Here is a 17616-nt window from a genome sequence, read left to right on the forward strand (position 1 = left end):
ATTCTTAATTATGATCTTCTGGTTAGTAATACAACATTTTCTACGTGAGGAGTGTGTGGAAACATATCTACGGGCTGCACCTCGTTGACCGTATAGGCCACGTCGAGCAATTGTAGGTCGCGTGCTTGAGTGGCAGGATTGCAACTCACATATACGATACGTTGTGGCGCAGCATTCAGAATGGTGTTTACAACATCAGGGTGCATTCCTGCTCTTGGTGGGTCTGTCACGATAACATCGGGTCTGCCGTGTTGTTGGATAAACTCATCGGTCAGAATATCTTTCATGTCCCCTGCATAGAACAGGGTATTGCCAATGCCGTTGATGCAGGAATTGACCTTGGCGTCTTCAATGGCTTCTGGCACATATTCGATACCGATGACTTTGCTGGCTTTGGCAGCAACAAAGTTGGCAATGGTTCCCGTACCGGTGTAAAGGTCGTAGATCAGGGGCGCTTCGTTGGGCGTCTGTCCGTTAACAGGCATGAAAGCGAACTCTCTGACAACGGAGTAAAGGTGGTAGGCCTGTTCGGTATTGGTTTGGTAGAACGATTTCGGTCCCACCTTAAACCGCAGGTCTTCCATGGTTTCGAAGATGTGGTCGTTGCCTTTGAACACGATAACATCCTGATCACCTATGGTGTCATTACATTTCTGGTTGTTGACATAGAGTAATGCTGTGATTTGCGGGAATTTATCTGCCACGTGTTGCAGAAGTTCTGCAGCCCGTTGTTCATCACCTTTTTCATCATAGTGGAACTGAATGATGACCATCCATTCGCCCGTATTGGAGTTGCGTACGATGACATCTCTCAAGAGTCCGGTTTGTGCTCTGAGGTCAAAGAAAGTCATCTCGTGGTTTAGTGCATAATCGAAAATCTCGTTTCTGATTTCGTTTTGCAGATGGTCCATCAGCCAACATTTCTCAATGGGCAGTATTTTGTCGAAGGCACCTGTAATATGGAATCCTATGGCGTTGCGCTGGAATTGCAGTCCGCTACTGATTTCTTCGTTGGTCAGATAACGTTTATTACAACATCCGAAATCGAGTTTGTTGCGGTATTCCTGTGTTTTTACCGAACCGAGGATAGGACGGAAGTCGGGTAGGTTGATTTTGCCAATGCGAGTCAGTTGGTCTTTCACCTGTTGTTGCTTCATTTTCAGTTGTTCCTCGTAGGGGAGCTGCTGCCATTTACATCCTCCGCAGGTGCCGAAGTGTTGGCAGAATGGTTTTGTTCGGAGGGGACTTTCCTCATGGAAGCGTATGATTTCAGCCTCCATAAAACTATGTTTCTTTCTTCTGACCTGTAAATCCACTACATCGCCGGGAACAGACCAAGGCACGAAGACAACCATATCGTTGACCCTTGCAACACATTTTCCTTCTGCTGCAAAGTCTGTGATGGTGATGTTTTCGAGTATGGGTAATGCCTTTTTCTTTCTTGTCATATTGTTGTATTTCTTGTCTGTTATTGTCTGATATGACGGACAAAGTTAATGCAAAAATTAGAAATATCCAAAAATGTGAATAAAATATGATGTTTTGAGAGAAAATTGGCTCTGCTCTCGGCTTCGGGATGCCATGACCTTTGGTCTTGTCTTCTTTGTCTCGGCAAAGCCATAAAGCGAACTTTTATGGCTCTGCTCTCGGCTTCGGGATGCCATCGGGAAGTGTTCGGGATACGTTTCCGCCATGAGTCCGTTATAAGTCCGTAGTAATTCCCATAACCAAGCAGACCCTGTTGCGTGTTATTGTGGAGGTGCATGGGAACAGAATGAGGCTTTTAAGGTTCGACCTTTTGCAGAATAAGCCGATAGCTTGAAAATATCAGCGCCTTTGTTGGGAATTATAATATATTTTTCTTATCTTTGCAGTTCAAACAATATGAAAGAGCAAATTAGACATATAATCGGTTTTTTCCGTTACGGACTATGGCAATTGAACGAAGACGATACGACTCCGTTCAAGTGGATTATGATAGAGATCCTTAAGAAACTCGTACTCGCCATTCGCTTCTTTACAGCCAAACGCGTGGTGAATAAGGCGGCGGCGCTGACTTATTCGTCTCTGTTGGCTATTGTGCCTATCCTGGCAGTGGTCTTTGCCATTGCCCGTGGTTTTGGATATAATAAATATATTGAGGTGTGGTTTCGTGATGCTTTGCAGTCCCAGCCACAGGCAGCCGAGGTTATCATAGGCTTTGTAAACAGCTATTTGGTACATACGAAAAGCGGCATTTTCCTTGGTATTGGCCTGCTGTTCATGCTCTATACCGTTTTGATGCTGGTGAGTAATGTGGAACAGGCATTTAATGAGATTTGGCAGGTGAAGAAACCACGCACCATTTTCCGTACCTTTACGGATTATCTTGCCATGTTCTTCTGTTTTCCCATCCTTATTGTCCTGACCTCTGGATTGTCAATCTTTATGGCGACTATGGTCAACGAGATGGATGATTTCATGTTGTTGACTCCTGTGGTAAGGTTTCTGATAGACATGGTGCCGTATGTATTGATGTCGGGCCTCTTTATCGCCTTTTATATCTTTATGCCCAATACGCATGTAAAACCAATGTGTGCCGTCGTGCCAGGTATTCTTGCAGGTATTGCGATGCAGGGCGTGCAGATCTTCTATATTCATGCTCAAATGTTTCTGTCGAGTTATAATGCCATCTATGGTTCTTTTGCAGCCTTACCTTTGTTTATGCTCTGGTTGCAGATTTCCTGGACCATCTGTCTTTTTGGCGTAGAACTCTGTTATACGAATCAGAATCTCGATTATTATGATTATGATGCCAATACAGGCGAAATAAGTTATCGTTACCGAGTCATGATGTGTGCTCTGTTGATGAGTTGTGTGGCGCAACGCTTCAAACAAGGAGGTCGGCCTTTGACCGCTCTCGACTTGCGTAAGCGCACCCGTTTGCCCATACGTATTGTCAACGATTTGCTTTATAAGTTGATTGATGCCAAATTGCTGCTGGAGGTATCTGCCGACGAAAAGGGTGAGACATCTTCCTTTATTCCAGCCCATGACTTGCGTAGCATGACGGTAGGCACTATGGTTGACCATTTGGAGAGTGTAGGCACTTGGAAGATAGAACTTGATGTCAGCGCACTCTTCACGGAACAATGGAGTAAAACTTTGGAAATTCATACGGAGTACCTGCATCAATTGCGCAATATTCCGTTGGAAGACCTGGCAAAAGTTCAGTAGAGCAGGCGGGTCTGAAAGCAGAAACTTTCGATGTGCTTGTCTGCTAAAGAAAAGAATGTTTGAAAAGAAAGGTAATTAATAACGTAATTTTTTAAAATTTTATAAACAACAGGTTTTTGCTTCAATAAAAACGATATAAGTATCTGAATAATAATATAGTATGTTTTTAAAGACTGGCGATTCACGCGTTTGTTGTGAAAAAGGGATTTGATGTAAAATCTTAAAAATTGCACAAAGTTGTTAAATATTTATGAAAAAAGTTGTGCTGTCTGAAAAAAATATGCTAATTTTGTAGCTAAATAATAACCGCTATTACATTTACAGTTATGGCTAAGTATAATATCACAGAAAAAAAAGAACACGAGGCGAAGTATCGGAGTCTAGTTAATCCTGAAATGATGGACACTCTGAAAGAAAAAATCCTTCGCATTATTGTAATTCAGGAAAAGTACAAGGACAAAGAGTATTCTGCCAAACAACTGGCAATGGACCTTGGAACAAACACACGTTATGTGTCAGCAGTCATCAACGTGAAGTTCCATACCAATTACTCTTGCTTTGTTAACAAGTACAGAATCGACGAGGCCATGTCACTCATGGTTGACCGACGTTATCAGAAGCTCACCATGGAGCAAATCAGCGACATGGTAGGATTCTCTAACCGTCAGTCATTCTATGCCTCTTTCTATCGCATCATGAATATGTCGCCAAGAGAGTATCGTGTGAAGTTCCTTGAACAACACCCCTCTCAGAAAGTAGAGAATCAGAAGAAAGACAGATCGTCGAAATGATCCAATACGAAGACGAACACTTCGCAGACATACAGCTGTTGCGCTACCGACTGAATGGTTTTGAGCAACTCAGCAAGCGTCAACAGCTGTATGTCTATTATCTTTCGCAAGCTACACTCTACGGACGCGATATTACATTCGACCAGTTTGGACGATATAATCTTCGCATACGCAAAATGCTGGAAGCTGTCTATACCTCCGATAGGATAGATCGCGATAATGATAATTTCCGGGCTTTGGAAGTTTATCTCAAGCGGGTGTGGTTTTCAAGCGGAATTTATCACCACTACGGCACAGAAAAAATGATTCCGGAATTTGACGAATGTTATTTGCGTCAAGTTTTGGAACAGATAGATTTAACCTCTTTGCCGTTATGTGAAGGGGAAACGGTCGGACAGTTGTGCGATGAATTGTTTCCCGTGATTTTTAATCCTGAAATTCTGCCCAAACGAGTCAATCAGGCTGACGGTGCAGACCTTGTCACAACCTCAGCATGCAACTACTACCAAGGTTTGACGCAGACGGAAGTGGAAGACTTCTATCATGCGCAGAAACGCGATTATAAAGGTCAGCAACCTCCTTCTTTTGGACTTAATTCCACTCTTGTGAAAACTCCACAAGGAATAGAGGAGCAGACATGGTGTGCTGACGGGAAATACGGTAAGGCTATCAAACAGATCGTCTATTGGCTTGAAAAAGCCAAGGATGTGGCAGAAACCCCACAGCAGGAAGAGGTGACAACAGCCCTTATACAGTATTATAAGAGTGGTAATCTGCAAGATTTCAACGACTACTGTATCAAGTGGGTGAAATGTCACGAAGGCGACATCGACTATGTCAACGGATTTATTGAGGTCTATGGCGATCCGCTCGGCCTGAAAGGTTCATGGGAAGGTATTGTGGAATATACAGACAAGGAAGCCACACGTCGCACCAAACTCATAAGCGACAATGCACAATGGTTTGAAGATCACTCGCCCGTGGATCCGCAATTCCGCAAGCCGAAGGTGAAAGGCGTCATGGCAAAGGCTATCTGTGCTGCCATGCTTGGCGGCGATGAATATCCCTCAACCGCCATTGGCATCAACCTACCTAATGCCGACTGGATTAGAGCACAATACGGCAGCAAGAGTGTTACCATTACCAATATTACTGATGCTTACAATAAAGCATCGCTGGGCAATGGATTCAAAGAGGAATTTGTTGTTGACAAAGCAACTCTTGACCTCATCAAAAAGTATGGAGACCGTTGCGACGAACTGCATACAGACCTTCATGAATGTCTCGGACACGGAAGTGGACAACTCTTACCCCATACAGATCCCGATGCACTCAAGGCTTACGGCAGTACTATAGAAGAAGCACGCGCCGACTTGTTCGGACTTTATTATATAGCCGACAAGAAATTGATAGAACTCGGGCTTCTTCCCGATGATGAGGCTTATAAAGCCCAGTATTACAGTTATGTGCTCAACGGACTGCTTACGCAACTCATCCGTATCCAGCCCGGACAGCAGATAGAAGAGGCTCACATGCGCAACAGGGCACTCATAGCCAGGTGGTGTTATGAGAAAGGCGATGCAATCAGTCTTGAGAAGTGCAACGGAAAAACATACGTACGTATCACCGATTACCCACAGCTTCGCCAACTTTTCGCACAACTGCTTGCCGAAGTACAACGCATCAAGAGCGAGGGCGATTATGAGGCAGCCAGACAATTGGTGGAGCAATATGGTGTGAAAGTCGAACCCACACTTCATCGTGAAATACTCGAACGTTACCAGCAACTGGGGTTGGCCCCTTATAAAGGATTCATCAATCCCATACTCAACCCTGTGTTAGGGGCTGACGGGGAGATAGATCATATTGAGATTGACTATAGTGAAGGCTACGCCCAACAGATGCTACGATACAGTAGTGACTACGGTACGCTGATATGAGTTCATCAAAATAAAGACAAGTGGAAAAACAACAAGTAATAGATAAAGTTCGCGAAATCAAACAGTCGTTCCGATTGATTATGGACGGACAGACTTCCCAGTCGATGCGCGACAAAGGCTCTGACTATAAACTCAATTGGGGAGCGTCAATCCTTATGCTGAAAGAAAAGGCCGCAGAAATAGGACAGGATTACGACCTCGCCATTGAATTGTGGAAAGCTGACGTGAGGGAATGTAAAATCTTAGCTACCATGCTGATGCCTCCCGATGAAATATGTGCTGAAGTGGTGGATATCTGGATGGAACAGACCCATAACCAGGAAATTGCTGAACAAGCCACATTCAACCTCTATCAGCATCTGCCCTTTGCCGCACAGAAAGCCTATCAGTGGATTGCCTCTCCACAACCACTCCACCAGTTGTGTGGCTTCCATGTGCTCACACGCCTTTTTATGAAGGGACAAGAACCTAACGAAAGAGGTATTAACGAGTTTATAGACCAAGCACTTGTAGCCCTGCAAGGCGACAATCTGGCGGTTAAGAAGGCTGCCCTTCAGACGATGACGCGTTTTGCCGACCTTGGACTTGTCTATGAAAGATTGGCCAAAAGTGCATTAAAACAAATAGAAATAGACATTTTTTAAACGATATAGGCATAATCTCGATAAAATGTCGTAACTTTGTGCGGTTTTAAACTGCAACTGTCATGAAAGAGAACGTGAAAGAAACGGTAACGCAGATCTTAGACAATTATCTGGCACAGAACAACAGGCGTAAGACTCCTGAGCGATATGCTATTCTGGAAACTGTCTATGCTATGAACGGATATTTCACACTCGATGAACTTGGAAAACGACTCGCAGAAGAACGTAGATTCCCAGTTAGTAGGGCAACACTCTACAATACTATCAAGCTATTTCTCAAACTGCGACTTATAATAGAACATCATTTCCAAAAACAGGTAACTTATAGTGCCGCATACAACAAAGGTGGACAGTTCTTTCAGATTTGCACCCTGTGTGGAAAAGTGACTGATGTGAAGGCGACAGCGCTCGTGAAGGCAGTCGAATCCATGCGGCTGCGACGGTTCAAAAAAGACAGTTACACATTATATATCTATGGTGTGTGTAGCAGTTGTCAGGCCAAACTAACGATGGAGAAGAAAAAACAAGAAAATAAAGAATCAAAATAATCCGAAACAATGAATCAAGGTAAAGTTGACGTCCTGCTTGGTTTGCAGTGGGGCGATGAAGGTAAAGGTAAGGTGGTCGATGTATTGACCCCACAGTACGATGTAGTGGCACGTTTCCAAGGTGGTCCTAATGCTGGTCACACGCTGGAGTTCGAAGGTCAGAAGTATGTGCTACGCAGCATCCCCTCCGGTATCTTCCAGGGTGGAAAGGTGAATATCATCGGCAATGGCGTAGTGCTCGCTCCAGACTTGTTCATGGAAGAAGCCAAGGCGCTTGAAGCCAGTGGTCATGAACTGAAAAACCGTCTTCATATTTCAAAGAAGGCTCACCTCATCATGCCCACACACCGTGTTCTTGATGCCGCTTATGAGGCTGCAAAGGGTAAGAATAAGGTAGGAACCACAGGAAAGGGAATTGGACCGACCTATACTGATAAAGTATCACGTAACGGTCTCCGTGTAGGCGACATCCTTGAAAACTTTGAAGAGAAATATGCTGCTTGTAAGGCACGCCACGAAGCCATCCTCCGTTCTTTGAACTTCGAGTACGACATTACTGAAGTGGAAAAGAAATGGCTGGAAGGTATAGATTATCTTCGCCAGTTCCATATCGTCGATTCTGAACATGAAATCAACAACCTGCTGAAGAGCGGCAAGAGCGTACTTTGTGAAGGCGCTCAAGGCACTATGCTTGATGTGGATTTCGGCTCATACCCCTTTGTGACTTCTTCTAATACCATTTGTGCTGGAGCATGCACCGGACTCGGTATCGGTCCAAACAAAATAGGAGATGTATTTGGAATCATGAAAGCATACTGCACACGTGTCGGAGCAGGACCATTCCCCACAGAACTCTTTGACGAAACAGGTAAGCGCATCCGTGACCTCGGTCACGAATATGGTGCTGTGACCGGTCGTGAACGCCGCTGTGGATGGATTGACCTTGTGGCCTTGAAATATGCTATCATGGTCAATGGTGTTACTAAACTCATCATGATGAAGAGTGATGTCCTCGACGGATTCGACACCATCAAGGCTTGCGTTGCCTATAAGCAGAATGGACAGCAGATTGACTATTTCCCCTATAATATTGAGGAAAATATTGAACCGGTCTATGAGGAACTTCCAGGATGGAAAACCGACATGACTCAGTTTACCAGCGAAGAGCAGTTCCCACAAGCATTCAACGATTATATCAAATTCCTGGAAGCCCAACTTGAGACTCCCATTCAGATTATCTCAATCGGTCCAGACCGAGCACAAACCATCGTAAGAAAATAAATGGCACAGAAACCAAATATTCCAAAGGGAACGCGCGACTTCTCTCCCATAGAGATGGCTAAGCGCAATTATATCTTCAACACCATCCGTGAGGTCTATGCACTTTATGGATTCCAGCAGATTGAAACCCCTGCCATGGAAACGCTGCAAACACTCATGGGGAAATATGGCGAAGAGGGCGACAAACTGCTTTTCAAAGTGCTGAATAGTGGTGACTGCCTGTCAAAGGTAAGCGATGAAGAACTCGCAGAGCGTAATGCACTCCACTTGGCATCGAAAATGTGTGAAAAGGGATTGAGGTACGATCTTACCGTGCCTTTCGCACGTTACGTTGTGATGCATCGCGACGAACTTCAACTTCCTTTCAAGCGCTATCAGATTCAACCCGTTTGGCGCGCAGATCGTCCCCAGAAGGGCCGTTATCGTGAGTTCTATCAATGTGATGCTGATGTGGTGGGTTCCGACTCTTTGCTCAACGAGGTGGAACTGATGCAGATCGTAGATACGGTATTCAGCCGTTTCGGTATCCGTGTTCAGATTAAGATCAACAACCGTAAGATTCTCACGGGAATTGCTGAAGTAATCGGTGCTGCCGATAAGATTGTTGACATTACCGTTGCCATCGACAAACTCGACAAGATCGGTATTGACAATGTGAATGAGGAACTCCGTCAAGACGGACTCAGCGACGCACAGATAGAAAAGTTGCAACCTATTATCTCCTTGACAGGAAGTAATGATGAGAAGCTCAATACCATCGCTGGTGTTCTGGCTGAGAGCGAAACAGGATTGAAAGGTGTAGAGGAAACTCGCTATATTCTTGAAACGCTCAAAACAATCGGACTGAACAACGAAATCCAGCTCGATCTGACACTTGCCCGTGGCCTGAACTATTATACCGGTGCCATCTTCGAAGTCAAAGCTCTCGATGTGCAGATTGGTAGTATTACAGGTGGTGGACGCTACGATAACCTTACTGGCATCTTCGGAATGCCAGGACTTAGCGGTGTCGGCATATCGTTTGGAGCAGACCGCATCTATGATGTCCTCAACACACTCGATCTCTATCCAAAAGATTCCATTAACGCTACACAACTCCTCTTCATCAATTTCGGTGAAAAGGAAACAGCCTATTGTCTGCCCCTCGTCACTAAGGCTCGTCAGGCAGGTATTCGTACCGAAATGTTTCCTGATGCTGCCAAGATGAAGAAGCAGATGAACTATGCCAATGCCAAGCAGATTCCGTTTGTTGTCCTTGCAGGAGAAAACGAGATGAACGAAGGTAAGGTGACGTTGAAGAACATGATAACAGGCGAACAGCAGATGGTTTCTGGTGATGAACTGGTGACTATCGTTAAGGCTTGAACCTCAATCCGATAAAAAAGTTGAATGATGAAAAAGATTGGACGTTGGTTTATGCTTGCCGTCATGTTTTGCGTGGTATGTGCCTTCCAAGCCGACCATGTGACCACCATATTTATCATAGGTGATTCAACGGCTGCACAGAAAGACCTTTCTACAGGGTCACCAGAAAGAGGGTGGGGAATGGCTCTGCAATGTTATTTTGATTCTACCTTTGTACGAGTTGATAACCATGCTGTCAACGGACGTTCTTCTAAGAGCTTTATCAACGAGAAACGCTGGGATAAAGTATTGTCGCTCCTCAAACCAGGAGACTACGTCATTATCCAATTTGGTCACAACGATGAGAAACCTAAGGCCGACCGTCATACAGACCCAGGCTCTACTTTCGATTACAACTTGGCAAAGTTTGTAAGAGAAACGCGTGAAAAAGGGGGAATCCCCATTCTGATGAATGCAGTAGTACGACGCAATTGGCTTCCTGCCGATCAGGCTCAGACTGCAAAACCTGTTGGACAGAAAATCGACGATGAGAATCTGCGCAATACGGTGGCTACAGGAAAGGTTACCTCCGCAGCGAAAGCTAAACGCAAGAAGAAGAAAACTGCCGTCGAACTCCCTCACGTACTTGTAGATACTCATGGTCTCTATATCGTTGCACCACGTGATGTTGCGCAGCGTATGAATGTCCATTTCGTAGATGCTAACCGCATTACCCACCTGCTTGAAGATTCGTTGGGTGAGGAAGGTTCTAAGAAACTGCACATGATTTACGCGCCAGGTGAACATCCAGCCATCCCTCAAGGTAGGCAGGACAACACCCATTACAATATCTATGGTGCCCACATGGTAGCCCAGCGACTGGCAGATGCACTCTGCAAAGAGATTCCCCTCTTGTCGCGTTACCGTACGTCTGGCGATGTATGTAATTTGGAAAAAACGAAACACTAAAAAATAAAATCCTGCATATTCTTGCGGGATTTAATTTTTATGTGTATCTTTGCCATTGAATCAAATAAAAAACTAAACGAATACTAATATGAAGAAAAAGTTTATTTGTGCCGTTTGTGGATATATCTACGAAGGCGACGCTGCCCCTGAAAAGTGCCCCATCTGTAAGGCTCCTGCATCTAAGTTTACCGAACTGAAAGACGATGCAGAAATGACTTATGCCACAGTTCATAAGATTGGAGATGGAAAACCCGAAGGTGTGAGCGAAGAGATGATTCAAGACCTGCGCAACCATTTCAATGGTGAGTGTGGAGAAGTGGGAATGTATCTTGCCATGTCTCGTCAGGCAGACCGTGAAGGCTATCCCGAAATTGCTGAGGCTTTCAAGCGTTATGCTTTCGAAGAGGCTGAGCATGCTGCTAAGTTTGCAGAGCTCCTTGGAGAGTGTGTTTGGGATACCAAGACCAATCTGGAGAAGCGTGCAGCTGCAGAGGCTGGAGCTTGTGAGGACAAGTTCCGTATTGCCAAGAATGCTAAGGTAGCTGGTTTTGACGCTATCCACGATACCGTACACGAAATGGCTAAAGATGAGGCTCGCCATGGTGCAGGCTTCGCAGGACTGCTGAAGAGATATTTTGGCAAATAAGATTTCCATCTGACTTGTCAAAAGTTCGGAAGATTCCATGGCAACAAATTATTTTTAGCTGTGGATGACAATAAACATAATGAATATCCGTTTTGTCTAATGATGAAACGGATATTTATTTTCTGTATAACCCTTGCCATGATGGTTGCTGCTTGCTCCGATGAAGAGAAGTATTCGACTACCAATACTGATGTGTTGACATTTTCCGTTGACACTCTGAAGATGGACACGGTGTTCAGTACTATTCCTTCATCTACCTATTCTTTTTGGGTCTATAACCGTTGTGACGCCTCTCTTCTTATAAATCGTGTCGCCCTTGAAAAGGGCACACAGGGATTTCGCGTCAATGTTGATGGCGAATATCTTGACGGGGAGCTAAATGGGGTAGAAGTCCGCAAGGGTGACTCCCTTTGTGTATTTGTAGAACTTACCGCACCCAAGTGTGGACAAACAGATGTGCAACCCATTGGCGACTGTCTGGTGTTCTACCTTTCCCATGGAAAGCAACAGAAGGTTCCTTTGCGGGCTCATCAGTGGGATGCTGACATTCACGACCAGTGGGATGTTAACGGAAATGTTACGCTGGATAGTCCGTGTCCTATCATTATACGGAAAGGATTGCATATTGCAACGGGAGCCAAGCTGACGCTTCGGTCTGCGCAACTTTTCTTTCATGATGGTGCTGGCATTGACGTGGAAGGCAGTCTTCAAGCTTCAGAATGCCTGTTTCGTGGTGACCGCCTCGATGCCATGTTTGATGATTTGCCCTACGACCGTGTTAGCGGACAATGGAAAGGTATTGTCTTGGCACCCAATGCCAAAGGTGAATGGACCGACTGTGTGATTCGCAATGCCACCGATGCGCTCCAGTTAGGTTCGAATGCGGAAGCCACACTCTTGCGCACATCTGTTCACAACAGCAGTGCATCAGGTATCTTTTCAGAAGGAGCACATCTCGCCTTGACTCATTGCCGGCTGACCAATGCTGGCGGATGCTGTTTAGAGGCAAAGGGTGGGAGTGTGACAGCTGACCATTGTACTTTTGCACAGTTCTATCCCTTCTCGGCTGATCGTGGTGAGGCCTTCCGAACCATCAAAGCTTCTGTAGCCTGCACCCATTCGCTGATGACAGGATACGATGATTTAGTATTTAGTGCAGAAGGTTCCGATCTTCATTTCTCCCATTGCATGATTCGTAGTGATCAACCTTTGATGGGCGATACCTTTACTGATATAGTATGGGAGGGGACGGATGACGAAAATGGCGGAAAGTCACATTTCCGCCTTGTGGATGAAACTATTCAAAGTTATGATTTTTCGTTGTTGCCCACTTCGCCAGCCTATCAACTCGGCATTGGTGACATTCGTGAGAAAACAACAAGTTCAGAACCTTAATACCATTTTTCTCGTGTCGTGCGGCATCATGGTGTTTAGTATTCAGTAAATGATAACGGCATTAATGCTTTGATGCTGTCAAACACATAGATGTGTTTTTTACCATAAAGCAAAATTCTGACTGGGCGTTTGAAGCGAGTCTCCGTCTCGATGATGGCTTGCCGGCAAGTGCCACATGGACTGATTGGTTCTTCCAATAGTTCGTGGTTTTCTTTTCTTGCAGCAATGGCAAGTGTGGTGACGGCTTGATCGGGGAAGGCTGCCCCCGCAGCAAACAGCGCCGATCGTTCTGCACAGATGGTGACAGAGAAGGCGGCATTTTCTTGATTGCATCCTCTCACCGTCATGCCGTTCTCCAACCGTAGCGCAGCACCAACTGAGAAATGCGAATATGGTGAGTATGAATGCTCTGTCTGTTCTATCGCCATCTTGACGAGTTGCTGGTCCTCTTCAGGCAATTCGTCAATTTGAGCGAGTTGAATGTCAATATTCAAGGTTATCTTTTTCATAATGTATAGGATTTTGTTGCAAATATAATATTTTTTCTTTATTTTTGCAACAGAATTAGGAAAAATAACACACATGAGACGAATAAGCATTGGAGTGGCTCTCTTGTTGCTGTTGCCGTTTACGTCTGTGGCACAGATCAAGTGGAACACACGCTATCAGGAATATTTCGACCGCTACAAGGATCTCGCCATCGAACAGATGAAGAAACATCGCATTCCCGCCAGTATCACGCTGGCACAAGGAGTGTTGGAGTCGGGTGCAGGTTATAGTGAATTGGCTCGTAAGGGTAATAATCATTTTGGCATTAAGTGTCACGGTTGGACTGGTCGTACCACTTATCACGATGATGATGAGCGCAATGAATGTTTCCGTGCTTATGACAATGTTTATGACAGTTATGAGGACCATTCTGTCTTTTTGGTGAGTAGTCGCCGTTACAGTTCCTTGTTCCGACTCAACCTGAAAGACTACAAGGGTTGGGCCCATGGCTTAAAGTCGTGTGGCTATGCCACCAATCCGCGTTACGCCGCTCAACTGATAGATATCATCCAGTTATACAAACTCTATCAGTACGACGAAGCACGCAAATACAACCGTTATAATGAGTATCAAACCCATCAGCCTACTTCATTGATGCATACTATTCATTCCTTTAATAAAAACTATTATGTTGTTGCTAAAAAAGGAGATACGTTTGCGTTGATTGGTAAGGAAGTTGGTGTTTCTGCGCGTAAGTTAGCATCTTTCAACGAACTTTATGTTGGTGCAGAATTAGAGGAAGGCACTTATGTGTGGTTGCAAAAGAAGCGTCGTAACGCACCGAAAGAATATAAAAACCGGGCGCACTATGTACGTCCGGGTGAGTCGATGTATTCCATTTCCCAGAAGTATGGAATCCGTCTGAAGTATCTCTATAAACTCAACCACCTTCCTGCCGATTACCAGTTGGAAGTGGGCGACCGCCTTTACCTGCGTTAGGCAGGTGGATGCGGCTTACGCCAGTAGTTGGTTGAGAAAGTCGTTTAGGTCTTTGTCCAGCCCTTCCATGAGTTCCTTGTCGATAATGACGGTGTCGTCATCTACCACGTAGAGTTCTGCAATATTCTCTCGTTCTTCGTCTTCCAGTACGAAAGAGTAGGGCTTGAGTATAGACATTTGGTTGACCATTTCTCGTTTGCTGGCAATGGTCTTGCGCAATGCTGCCGTCACCTCATCGTAGAAATTATCATCCTTGTTATCTATCCATTGTTCCACTACACAACGAGTGATTTCGTTGTCGTCATCATCAAATGCCAACAGCTCGCCCGTCTCTTGATTGACGCGTAAGTGGATGTCTGTCAGTACGGTGGGTTCTTCAACTGGTGGAAATTTATCCGCCACTTTTCTGATTGCCCTTTCAATCTGTTGTAGGGTTTGCTCGTTTGCTTTCATAGTCATATTTATGTAATATGGTACAAAAGTAAGAAAAAGTACCGATAATTGCAAACGATTACGAAGAAAAATAAAAATATTTCTTCTGACGTGTTATATATTTCGCATTTTTATAGTATCTTTGCATTGTAAAGTCGAGATTGCAATTCAATGGAAAAAAGAATCCGTCACGAAGGTGTTGTGGAAAGTGTTGGTCCACATGCTGTAAAGGTGCGTATCATGCAGACTTCTGCATGTGCAGCTTGTCAGGCAGCCTCTTTCTGCCATGCCTCTGAATCTAAGGAGAAAATGGTAGATGTGTTTACCTCTTCTGCATCGTCCTTTGAAAAGGGTGACAGTGTAGTGGTGTGGGCCACTGCTGCTGTAGCATCGCGTGCGTTGTTATGGGCTTTTGCCATACCCTTTGTATTGATGGTGACTGTGCTGATTGTGTTGATGGAGACTGTTGGTCATGAGGGTATTGCAGCTGTAGCATCTTTGCTGTCGCTGTTGCCTTATTATGGTGTACTCTATCTGTTGCGCCATCGTATGCGCCGGCAGTTGACTTTCGGAATAGAAAAGCATTAAACTAAAACAAATATAAAAGCTATTATGAATTTTATGATGATTGCAGTGGCAGTATTGGGCGCTATCGGTTTGGTGGCGGCCTTGGTATTGTATGTCTGCTCGAAGAAATTCGCTGTCTATGAGGATCCTCGTATCTCGCAGGTTGCAGCATTGTTGCCCGGTGCTAACTGTGGTGGTTGCGGCTTTGCCGGATGTAGTGCCTTGGCCGATGCTCTGGTCAAAGGTGCTGATGCAGGAAGTCTCGACGGCATCAGCTGTCCCGTTGGTGGACAGGAAGTGATGGGCAAAGTGGCAGACCTTTTGGGAATGGCCATTGCCAATGGCGACCCTATGGTGGCAGTAGTTCGATGTGGCGGTACTTGCGAGTTACGCCAGAAGGTTGTGTCCTATGACGGCCTTCGCAGTTGTGCGGCAATGAATGCCTGTGGAGCCGGTGAGACCGGTTGCGGCTTCGGCTGTCTCGGTTGTGGCGACTGTGTGTCTGCTTGCCAGTTTGACGCGATCCACATGAATCCAGAAACGGGTCTTCCAGAAGTGGATGAAGACCGCTGTACGGCTTGTGGAGCCTGTGCCAAGGCTTGTCCGCGCCACGTCATTGAGTTGCGCAAGAAAGGTGTCAAGGGCCGTCGCGTCTATGTGGAGTGTGTCAACAAAGACAAGGGTGCCGTTGCCTTGAAGGCCTGTAAGGCTGCCTGCATAGGCTGTGGCAAGTGTGCCAAGGAGTGTCCGTTTGGCGCCATTACTGTAGAGAACAACGTATCGTATATTGATTATACCAAGTGTCGTCTGTGCCGCAAGTGCGTGGCAGTGTGTCCTACACACGCCATCAAGGCTGTTAATTTCCCTGCCCCTAAACCTAAGGCAGAGGTGCAGACTGAAGCTACTCTTTCGGCAGTGAAACCTGTCGCACAGCCAAAGGCCAGTACGACAACCAAACAAGAGGAGGAACAAGCATGAAAATCAGAACATTCAGTATAGGAGGAATACATCCAGAGGAAAACAAACTCAGCAACGATGCGACAACTCAGGTAGCAGCATTACCGGTTCAAGCTATTTTCCCACTCTCGCAACATATTGGTGCTCCTGCCAAACCTGTTGTTGCCAAAGGCGACAAGGTGAAGGTCGGCACGATGATTGCTGAAGCAGGCGGTTTCGTCTCAGCACCTATTTATTCATCGGTAAGCGGTACCGTGTTGAAAATTGACACTGCCGTAGATGCTACTGGTTACCGTAAACCTGCCATCATCATCAATGTAGATGGTGACGAGTGGGAGGAGAGTATCGACCGCTCTAACAAACTCGAAACCGTAGAGGAACATCCCGAACTCACCCCAGAAGAGATTGTCAATCGCATCAAGGTGGCTGGCGTCACTGGAATGGGTGGTGCAGGATTCCCTACCTTTATTAAGCTTTGTCCGCCTCCCACAGCCAAGGCTGAGTGTGTCATTATCAACGCAGTGGAGTGTGAACCATACATCACCGCAGATTATCGTCTTATGCTTGAGAAATCAGACGAGATTCTCGTTGGTCTCGAACTGCTCATGAAGGCTGCCAAGGTTACCCGTGGTTATATTGGTATTGAGACCAACAAGCCTCAGGCCATTGAACTCCTTGCTGATAAGTGTGCCAAGAAGTTTGGCGGTTCTGCCTATGAGGTAGAAGTAGTACCCTTGAAGCAGCGCTACCCACAGGGTGGTGAGAAACAGCTCGTTGATGCTGTTATCAACCGTCAGGTGCCCGCACCTCCTGCCATACCCGTCAATGTTGGCGCCATTGTGCAGAATGTAGGAACAGCCTTTGCTGTCTATGAGGCAGTGATGAAACACAAACCTCTGTTTGAACGCTACACAACCGTGACTGGTAAGAAGTTGCGTCAGCCAGGCAACTATCTGGTGCGTATGGGAACGCCTATGAAAGACCTCATTGCCGTGTGCGGTGGAATGCCAGAAGAAGATTCTAAGGTGCTCGCAGGCGGTCCTATGATGGGTAAAGCTCTGACCTCCACAGATGTTCCTGTGTGCAAGGGTACTAACTCGGTGACCATCCTCTCTGGTGAGGATGCTGTACGTAAAGAACCACAGCCCTGTATCCGATGCGCCAAGTGTGTGAGTGCTTGTCCGATGGGCCTCGAACCCTATCTGCTTGCCAAACTTTCTGCTGTGAGCAATTGGGAACGTTGCGAGTCCGAAGACATTGTCAGCTGCATTGAATGTGGATCGTGCCAGTTTACCTGTCCCGCCCATCGTCCGCTGCTTGATAACATCCGCTTGGGTAAGCAGACCGTCATGGGAATCATCCGCAGCCGTCAGGCCAAGAAATAATCAAAAGACACAT

17 protein-coding genes are annotated in these 17616 nt (G+C 45.7%); 14 read left to right on the top strand and 3 right to left on the bottom strand.

Annotation, left to right across the window (positions count from 1 at the left end; translation table 11 throughout):
* Window positions 1-8: 8 nt before the first annotated feature.
* Window positions 9-1448, bottom strand: coding sequence for a 23S rRNA (uracil(1939)-C(5))-methyltransferase RlmD (gene rlmD / locus CIK89_RS05480; RefSeq protein ID WP_094390393.1), 1440 nt, complete (start codon window positions 1446-1448; stop codon window positions 9-11).
* A 436-nt stretch (window positions 1449-1884) separates the two neighbouring features.
* On the opposite strand from rlmD, the gene CIK89_RS05485 reads away from it, so the two are divergent.
* The 10 genes from CIK89_RS05485 (at window position 1885) to CIK89_RS05530 (ending at window position 12774) form a co-directional block, all read left to right on the top strand.
* On the top strand, window positions 1885-3216 hold the full coding sequence (locus CIK89_RS05485) for a YihY/virulence factor BrkB family protein (RefSeq protein WP_094390394.1): 1332 nt from the start codon (window positions 1885-1887) through the stop codon (window positions 3214-3216).
* A 326-nt stretch (window positions 3217-3542) separates the two neighbouring features.
* Complete coding sequence (locus tag CIK89_RS05490; RefSeq protein ID WP_094390395.1) at window positions 3543-4007, top strand: AraC family transcriptional regulator; 465 nt, start codon at window positions 3543-3545, stop codon at window positions 4005-4007.
* On the top strand, window positions 4004-5947 hold the full coding sequence (locus tag CIK89_RS05495; RefSeq protein ID WP_094390396.1) for a dihydrofolate reductase: 1944 nt from the start codon (window positions 4004-4006) through the stop codon (window positions 5945-5947). The genes CIK89_RS05490 and CIK89_RS05495 overlap by 4 nt, the downstream gene beginning before the upstream one ends.
* 20 nt (window positions 5948-5967) lie before the next feature.
* Complete coding sequence (locus tag CIK89_RS05500; RefSeq protein ID WP_254046623.1) at window positions 5968-6591, top strand: DNA alkylation repair protein; 624 nt, start codon at window positions 5968-5970, stop codon at window positions 6589-6591.
* Between the two features lie 62 nt (window positions 6592-6653).
* Window positions 6654-7139: a Fur family transcriptional regulator gene (locus CIK89_RS05505; RefSeq protein ID WP_094390398.1), complete on the top strand. Its 486-nt coding sequence runs from the start codon at window positions 6654-6656 to the stop codon at window positions 7137-7139.
* Between the two features lie 9 nt (window positions 7140-7148).
* Window positions 7149-8420 (top strand): adenylosuccinate synthase, encoded by a 1272-nt coding sequence (locus tag CIK89_RS05510; protein ID WP_094390399.1) that lies wholly within the window; start codon window positions 7149-7151, stop codon window positions 8418-8420.
* Window positions 8421-9785 carry a histidine--tRNA ligase gene (gene hisS, locus CIK89_RS05515; protein WP_094390400.1) on the top strand — a complete coding sequence of 455 codons (1365 nt, stop codon included), beginning with the start codon at window positions 8421-8423 and terminating at the stop codon, window positions 9783-9785.
* A gap of 24 nt (window positions 9786-9809) precedes the next feature.
* Window positions 9810-10733, top strand: coding sequence for a rhamnogalacturonan acetylesterase (locus CIK89_RS05520; protein WP_254046361.1), 924 nt, complete (start codon window positions 9810-9812; stop codon window positions 10731-10733).
* Between the two features lie 88 nt (window positions 10734-10821).
* The gene (locus tag CIK89_RS05525; RefSeq protein WP_094390401.1) at window positions 10822-11379 is read left to right on the top strand and encodes an NADH peroxidase; all 558 of its coding nucleotides are present in this window, start codon (window positions 10822-10824) and stop codon (window positions 11377-11379) included.
* A 99-nt stretch (window positions 11380-11478) separates the two neighbouring features.
* Window positions 11479-12774: a right-handed parallel beta-helix repeat-containing protein gene (locus CIK89_RS05530; protein ID WP_094390402.1), complete on the top strand. Its 1296-nt coding sequence runs from the start codon at window positions 11479-11481 to the stop codon at window positions 12772-12774.
* A gap of 35 nt (window positions 12775-12809) precedes the next feature.
* Here CIK89_RS05530 and CIK89_RS05535 read toward each other — a convergent pair whose 3' ends face one another.
* Entirely contained in the window at window positions 12810-13283 is a 474-nt protein-coding gene (locus tag CIK89_RS05535) for a cytidine deaminase (protein ID WP_094390403.1), read from the bottom strand.
* A gap of 73 nt (window positions 13284-13356) precedes the next feature.
* Here CIK89_RS05535 and CIK89_RS05540 point away from each other — a divergent pair, with 73 nt between their 5' ends.
* Window positions 13357-14262: a glucosaminidase domain-containing protein gene (locus tag CIK89_RS05540; RefSeq protein WP_094390404.1), complete on the top strand. Its 906-nt coding sequence runs from the start codon at window positions 13357-13359 to the stop codon at window positions 14260-14262.
* A gap of 15 nt (window positions 14263-14277) precedes the next feature.
* Here the strand turns inward: CIK89_RS05540 and CIK89_RS05545 are convergent, their stop codons facing one another.
* Entirely contained in the window at window positions 14278-14715 is a 438-nt protein-coding gene (locus CIK89_RS05545; protein ID WP_094390405.1) for a hypothetical protein, read from the bottom strand.
* A gap of 150 nt (window positions 14716-14865) precedes the next feature.
* Between CIK89_RS05545 and CIK89_RS05550 the strand changes: the two genes are divergently transcribed.
* Genes CIK89_RS05550 through rsxC form a run of 3 tightly spaced genes read left to right on the top strand, consistent with a single transcriptional unit; the run spans window position 14866 to window position 17603 of the window.
* Window positions 14866-15282, top strand: coding sequence for a SoxR reducing system RseC family protein (locus tag CIK89_RS05550; RefSeq protein WP_094390406.1), 417 nt, complete (start codon window positions 14866-14868; stop codon window positions 15280-15282).
* Window positions 15283-15306: 24 nt separating this feature from the next.
* Window positions 15307-16239, top strand: a complete 933-nt coding sequence (locus CIK89_RS05555; RefSeq protein ID WP_094390407.1) for a Fe-S cluster domain-containing protein — start codon at window positions 15307-15309, stop codon at window positions 16237-16239.
* A complete protein-coding gene (gene rsxC / locus CIK89_RS05560; RefSeq protein ID WP_094390408.1) occupies window positions 16236-17603 on the top strand; it encodes an electron transport complex subunit RsxC in 1368 nt (455 codons plus the stop codon). Before CIK89_RS05555 ends, rsxC begins: the two co-directional genes overlap by 4 nt.
* Window positions 17604-17616: the final 13 nt, after the last annotated feature.

It is taken from the genome of Prevotella sp. P4-119 (assembly GCF_002251345.1).
Lineage (GTDB): Bacteria > Bacteroidota > Bacteroidia > Bacteroidales > Bacteroidaceae > Prevotella.

What these genes read in the sequence shown, in the direction of transcription:
- hisS (WP_094390400.1), top strand. Translation starts at nt 8,421, where the DNA reads ATGGCACAGAAACCAAATATTCCAAAGGGAACGCGCGACTTCTCTCCC.
- rlmD (WP_094390393.1), bottom strand. Translation starts at nt 1,448, where the DNA reads ATGACAAGAAAGAAAAAGGCATTACCCATACTCGAAAACATCACCATC.
- CIK89_RS05525 (WP_094390401.1), top strand. Translation starts at nt 10,822, where the DNA reads ATGAAGAAAAAGTTTATTTGTGCCGTTTGTGGATATATCTACGAAGGC.
- CIK89_RS05550 (WP_094390406.1), top strand. Translation starts at nt 14,866, where the DNA reads ATGGAAAAAAGAATCCGTCACGAAGGTGTTGTGGAAAGTGTTGGTCCA.
- CIK89_RS05510 (WP_094390399.1), top strand. Translation starts at nt 7,149, where the DNA reads ATGAATCAAGGTAAAGTTGACGTCCTGCTTGGTTTGCAGTGGGGCGAT.
- CIK89_RS05545 (WP_094390405.1), bottom strand. Translation starts at nt 14,715, where the DNA reads ATGAAAGCAAACGAGCAAACCCTACAACAGATTGAAAGGGCAATCAGA.
- CIK89_RS05555 (WP_094390407.1), top strand. Translation starts at nt 15,307, where the DNA reads ATGAATTTTATGATGATTGCAGTGGCAGTATTGGGCGCTATCGGTTTG.
- CIK89_RS05530 (WP_094390402.1), top strand. Translation starts at nt 11,479, where the DNA reads ATGATGAAACGGATATTTATTTTCTGTATAACCCTTGCCATGATGGTT.
- CIK89_RS05495 (WP_094390396.1), top strand. Translation starts at nt 4,004, where the DNA reads ATGATCCAATACGAAGACGAACACTTCGCAGACATACAGCTGTTGCGC.
- rsxC (WP_094390408.1), top strand. Translation starts at nt 16,236, where the DNA reads ATGAAAATCAGAACATTCAGTATAGGAGGAATACATCCAGAGGAAAAC.
- CIK89_RS05535 (WP_094390403.1), bottom strand. Translation starts at nt 13,283, where the DNA reads ATGAAAAAGATAACCTTGAATATTGACATTCAACTCGCTCAAATTGAC.
- CIK89_RS05540 (WP_094390404.1), top strand. Translation starts at nt 13,357, where the DNA reads ATGAGACGAATAAGCATTGGAGTGGCTCTCTTGTTGCTGTTGCCGTTT.
- CIK89_RS05490 (WP_094390395.1), top strand. Translation starts at nt 3,543, where the DNA reads ATGGCTAAGTATAATATCACAGAAAAAAAAGAACACGAGGCGAAGTAT.
- CIK89_RS05520 (WP_254046361.1), top strand. Translation starts at nt 9,810, where the DNA reads ATGATGAAAAAGATTGGACGTTGGTTTATGCTTGCCGTCATGTTTTGC.
- CIK89_RS05485 (WP_094390394.1), top strand. Translation starts at nt 1,885, where the DNA reads ATGAAAGAGCAAATTAGACATATAATCGGTTTTTTCCGTTACGGACTA.
- CIK89_RS05505 (WP_094390398.1), top strand. Translation starts at nt 6,654, where the DNA reads ATGAAAGAGAACGTGAAAGAAACGGTAACGCAGATCTTAGACAATTAT.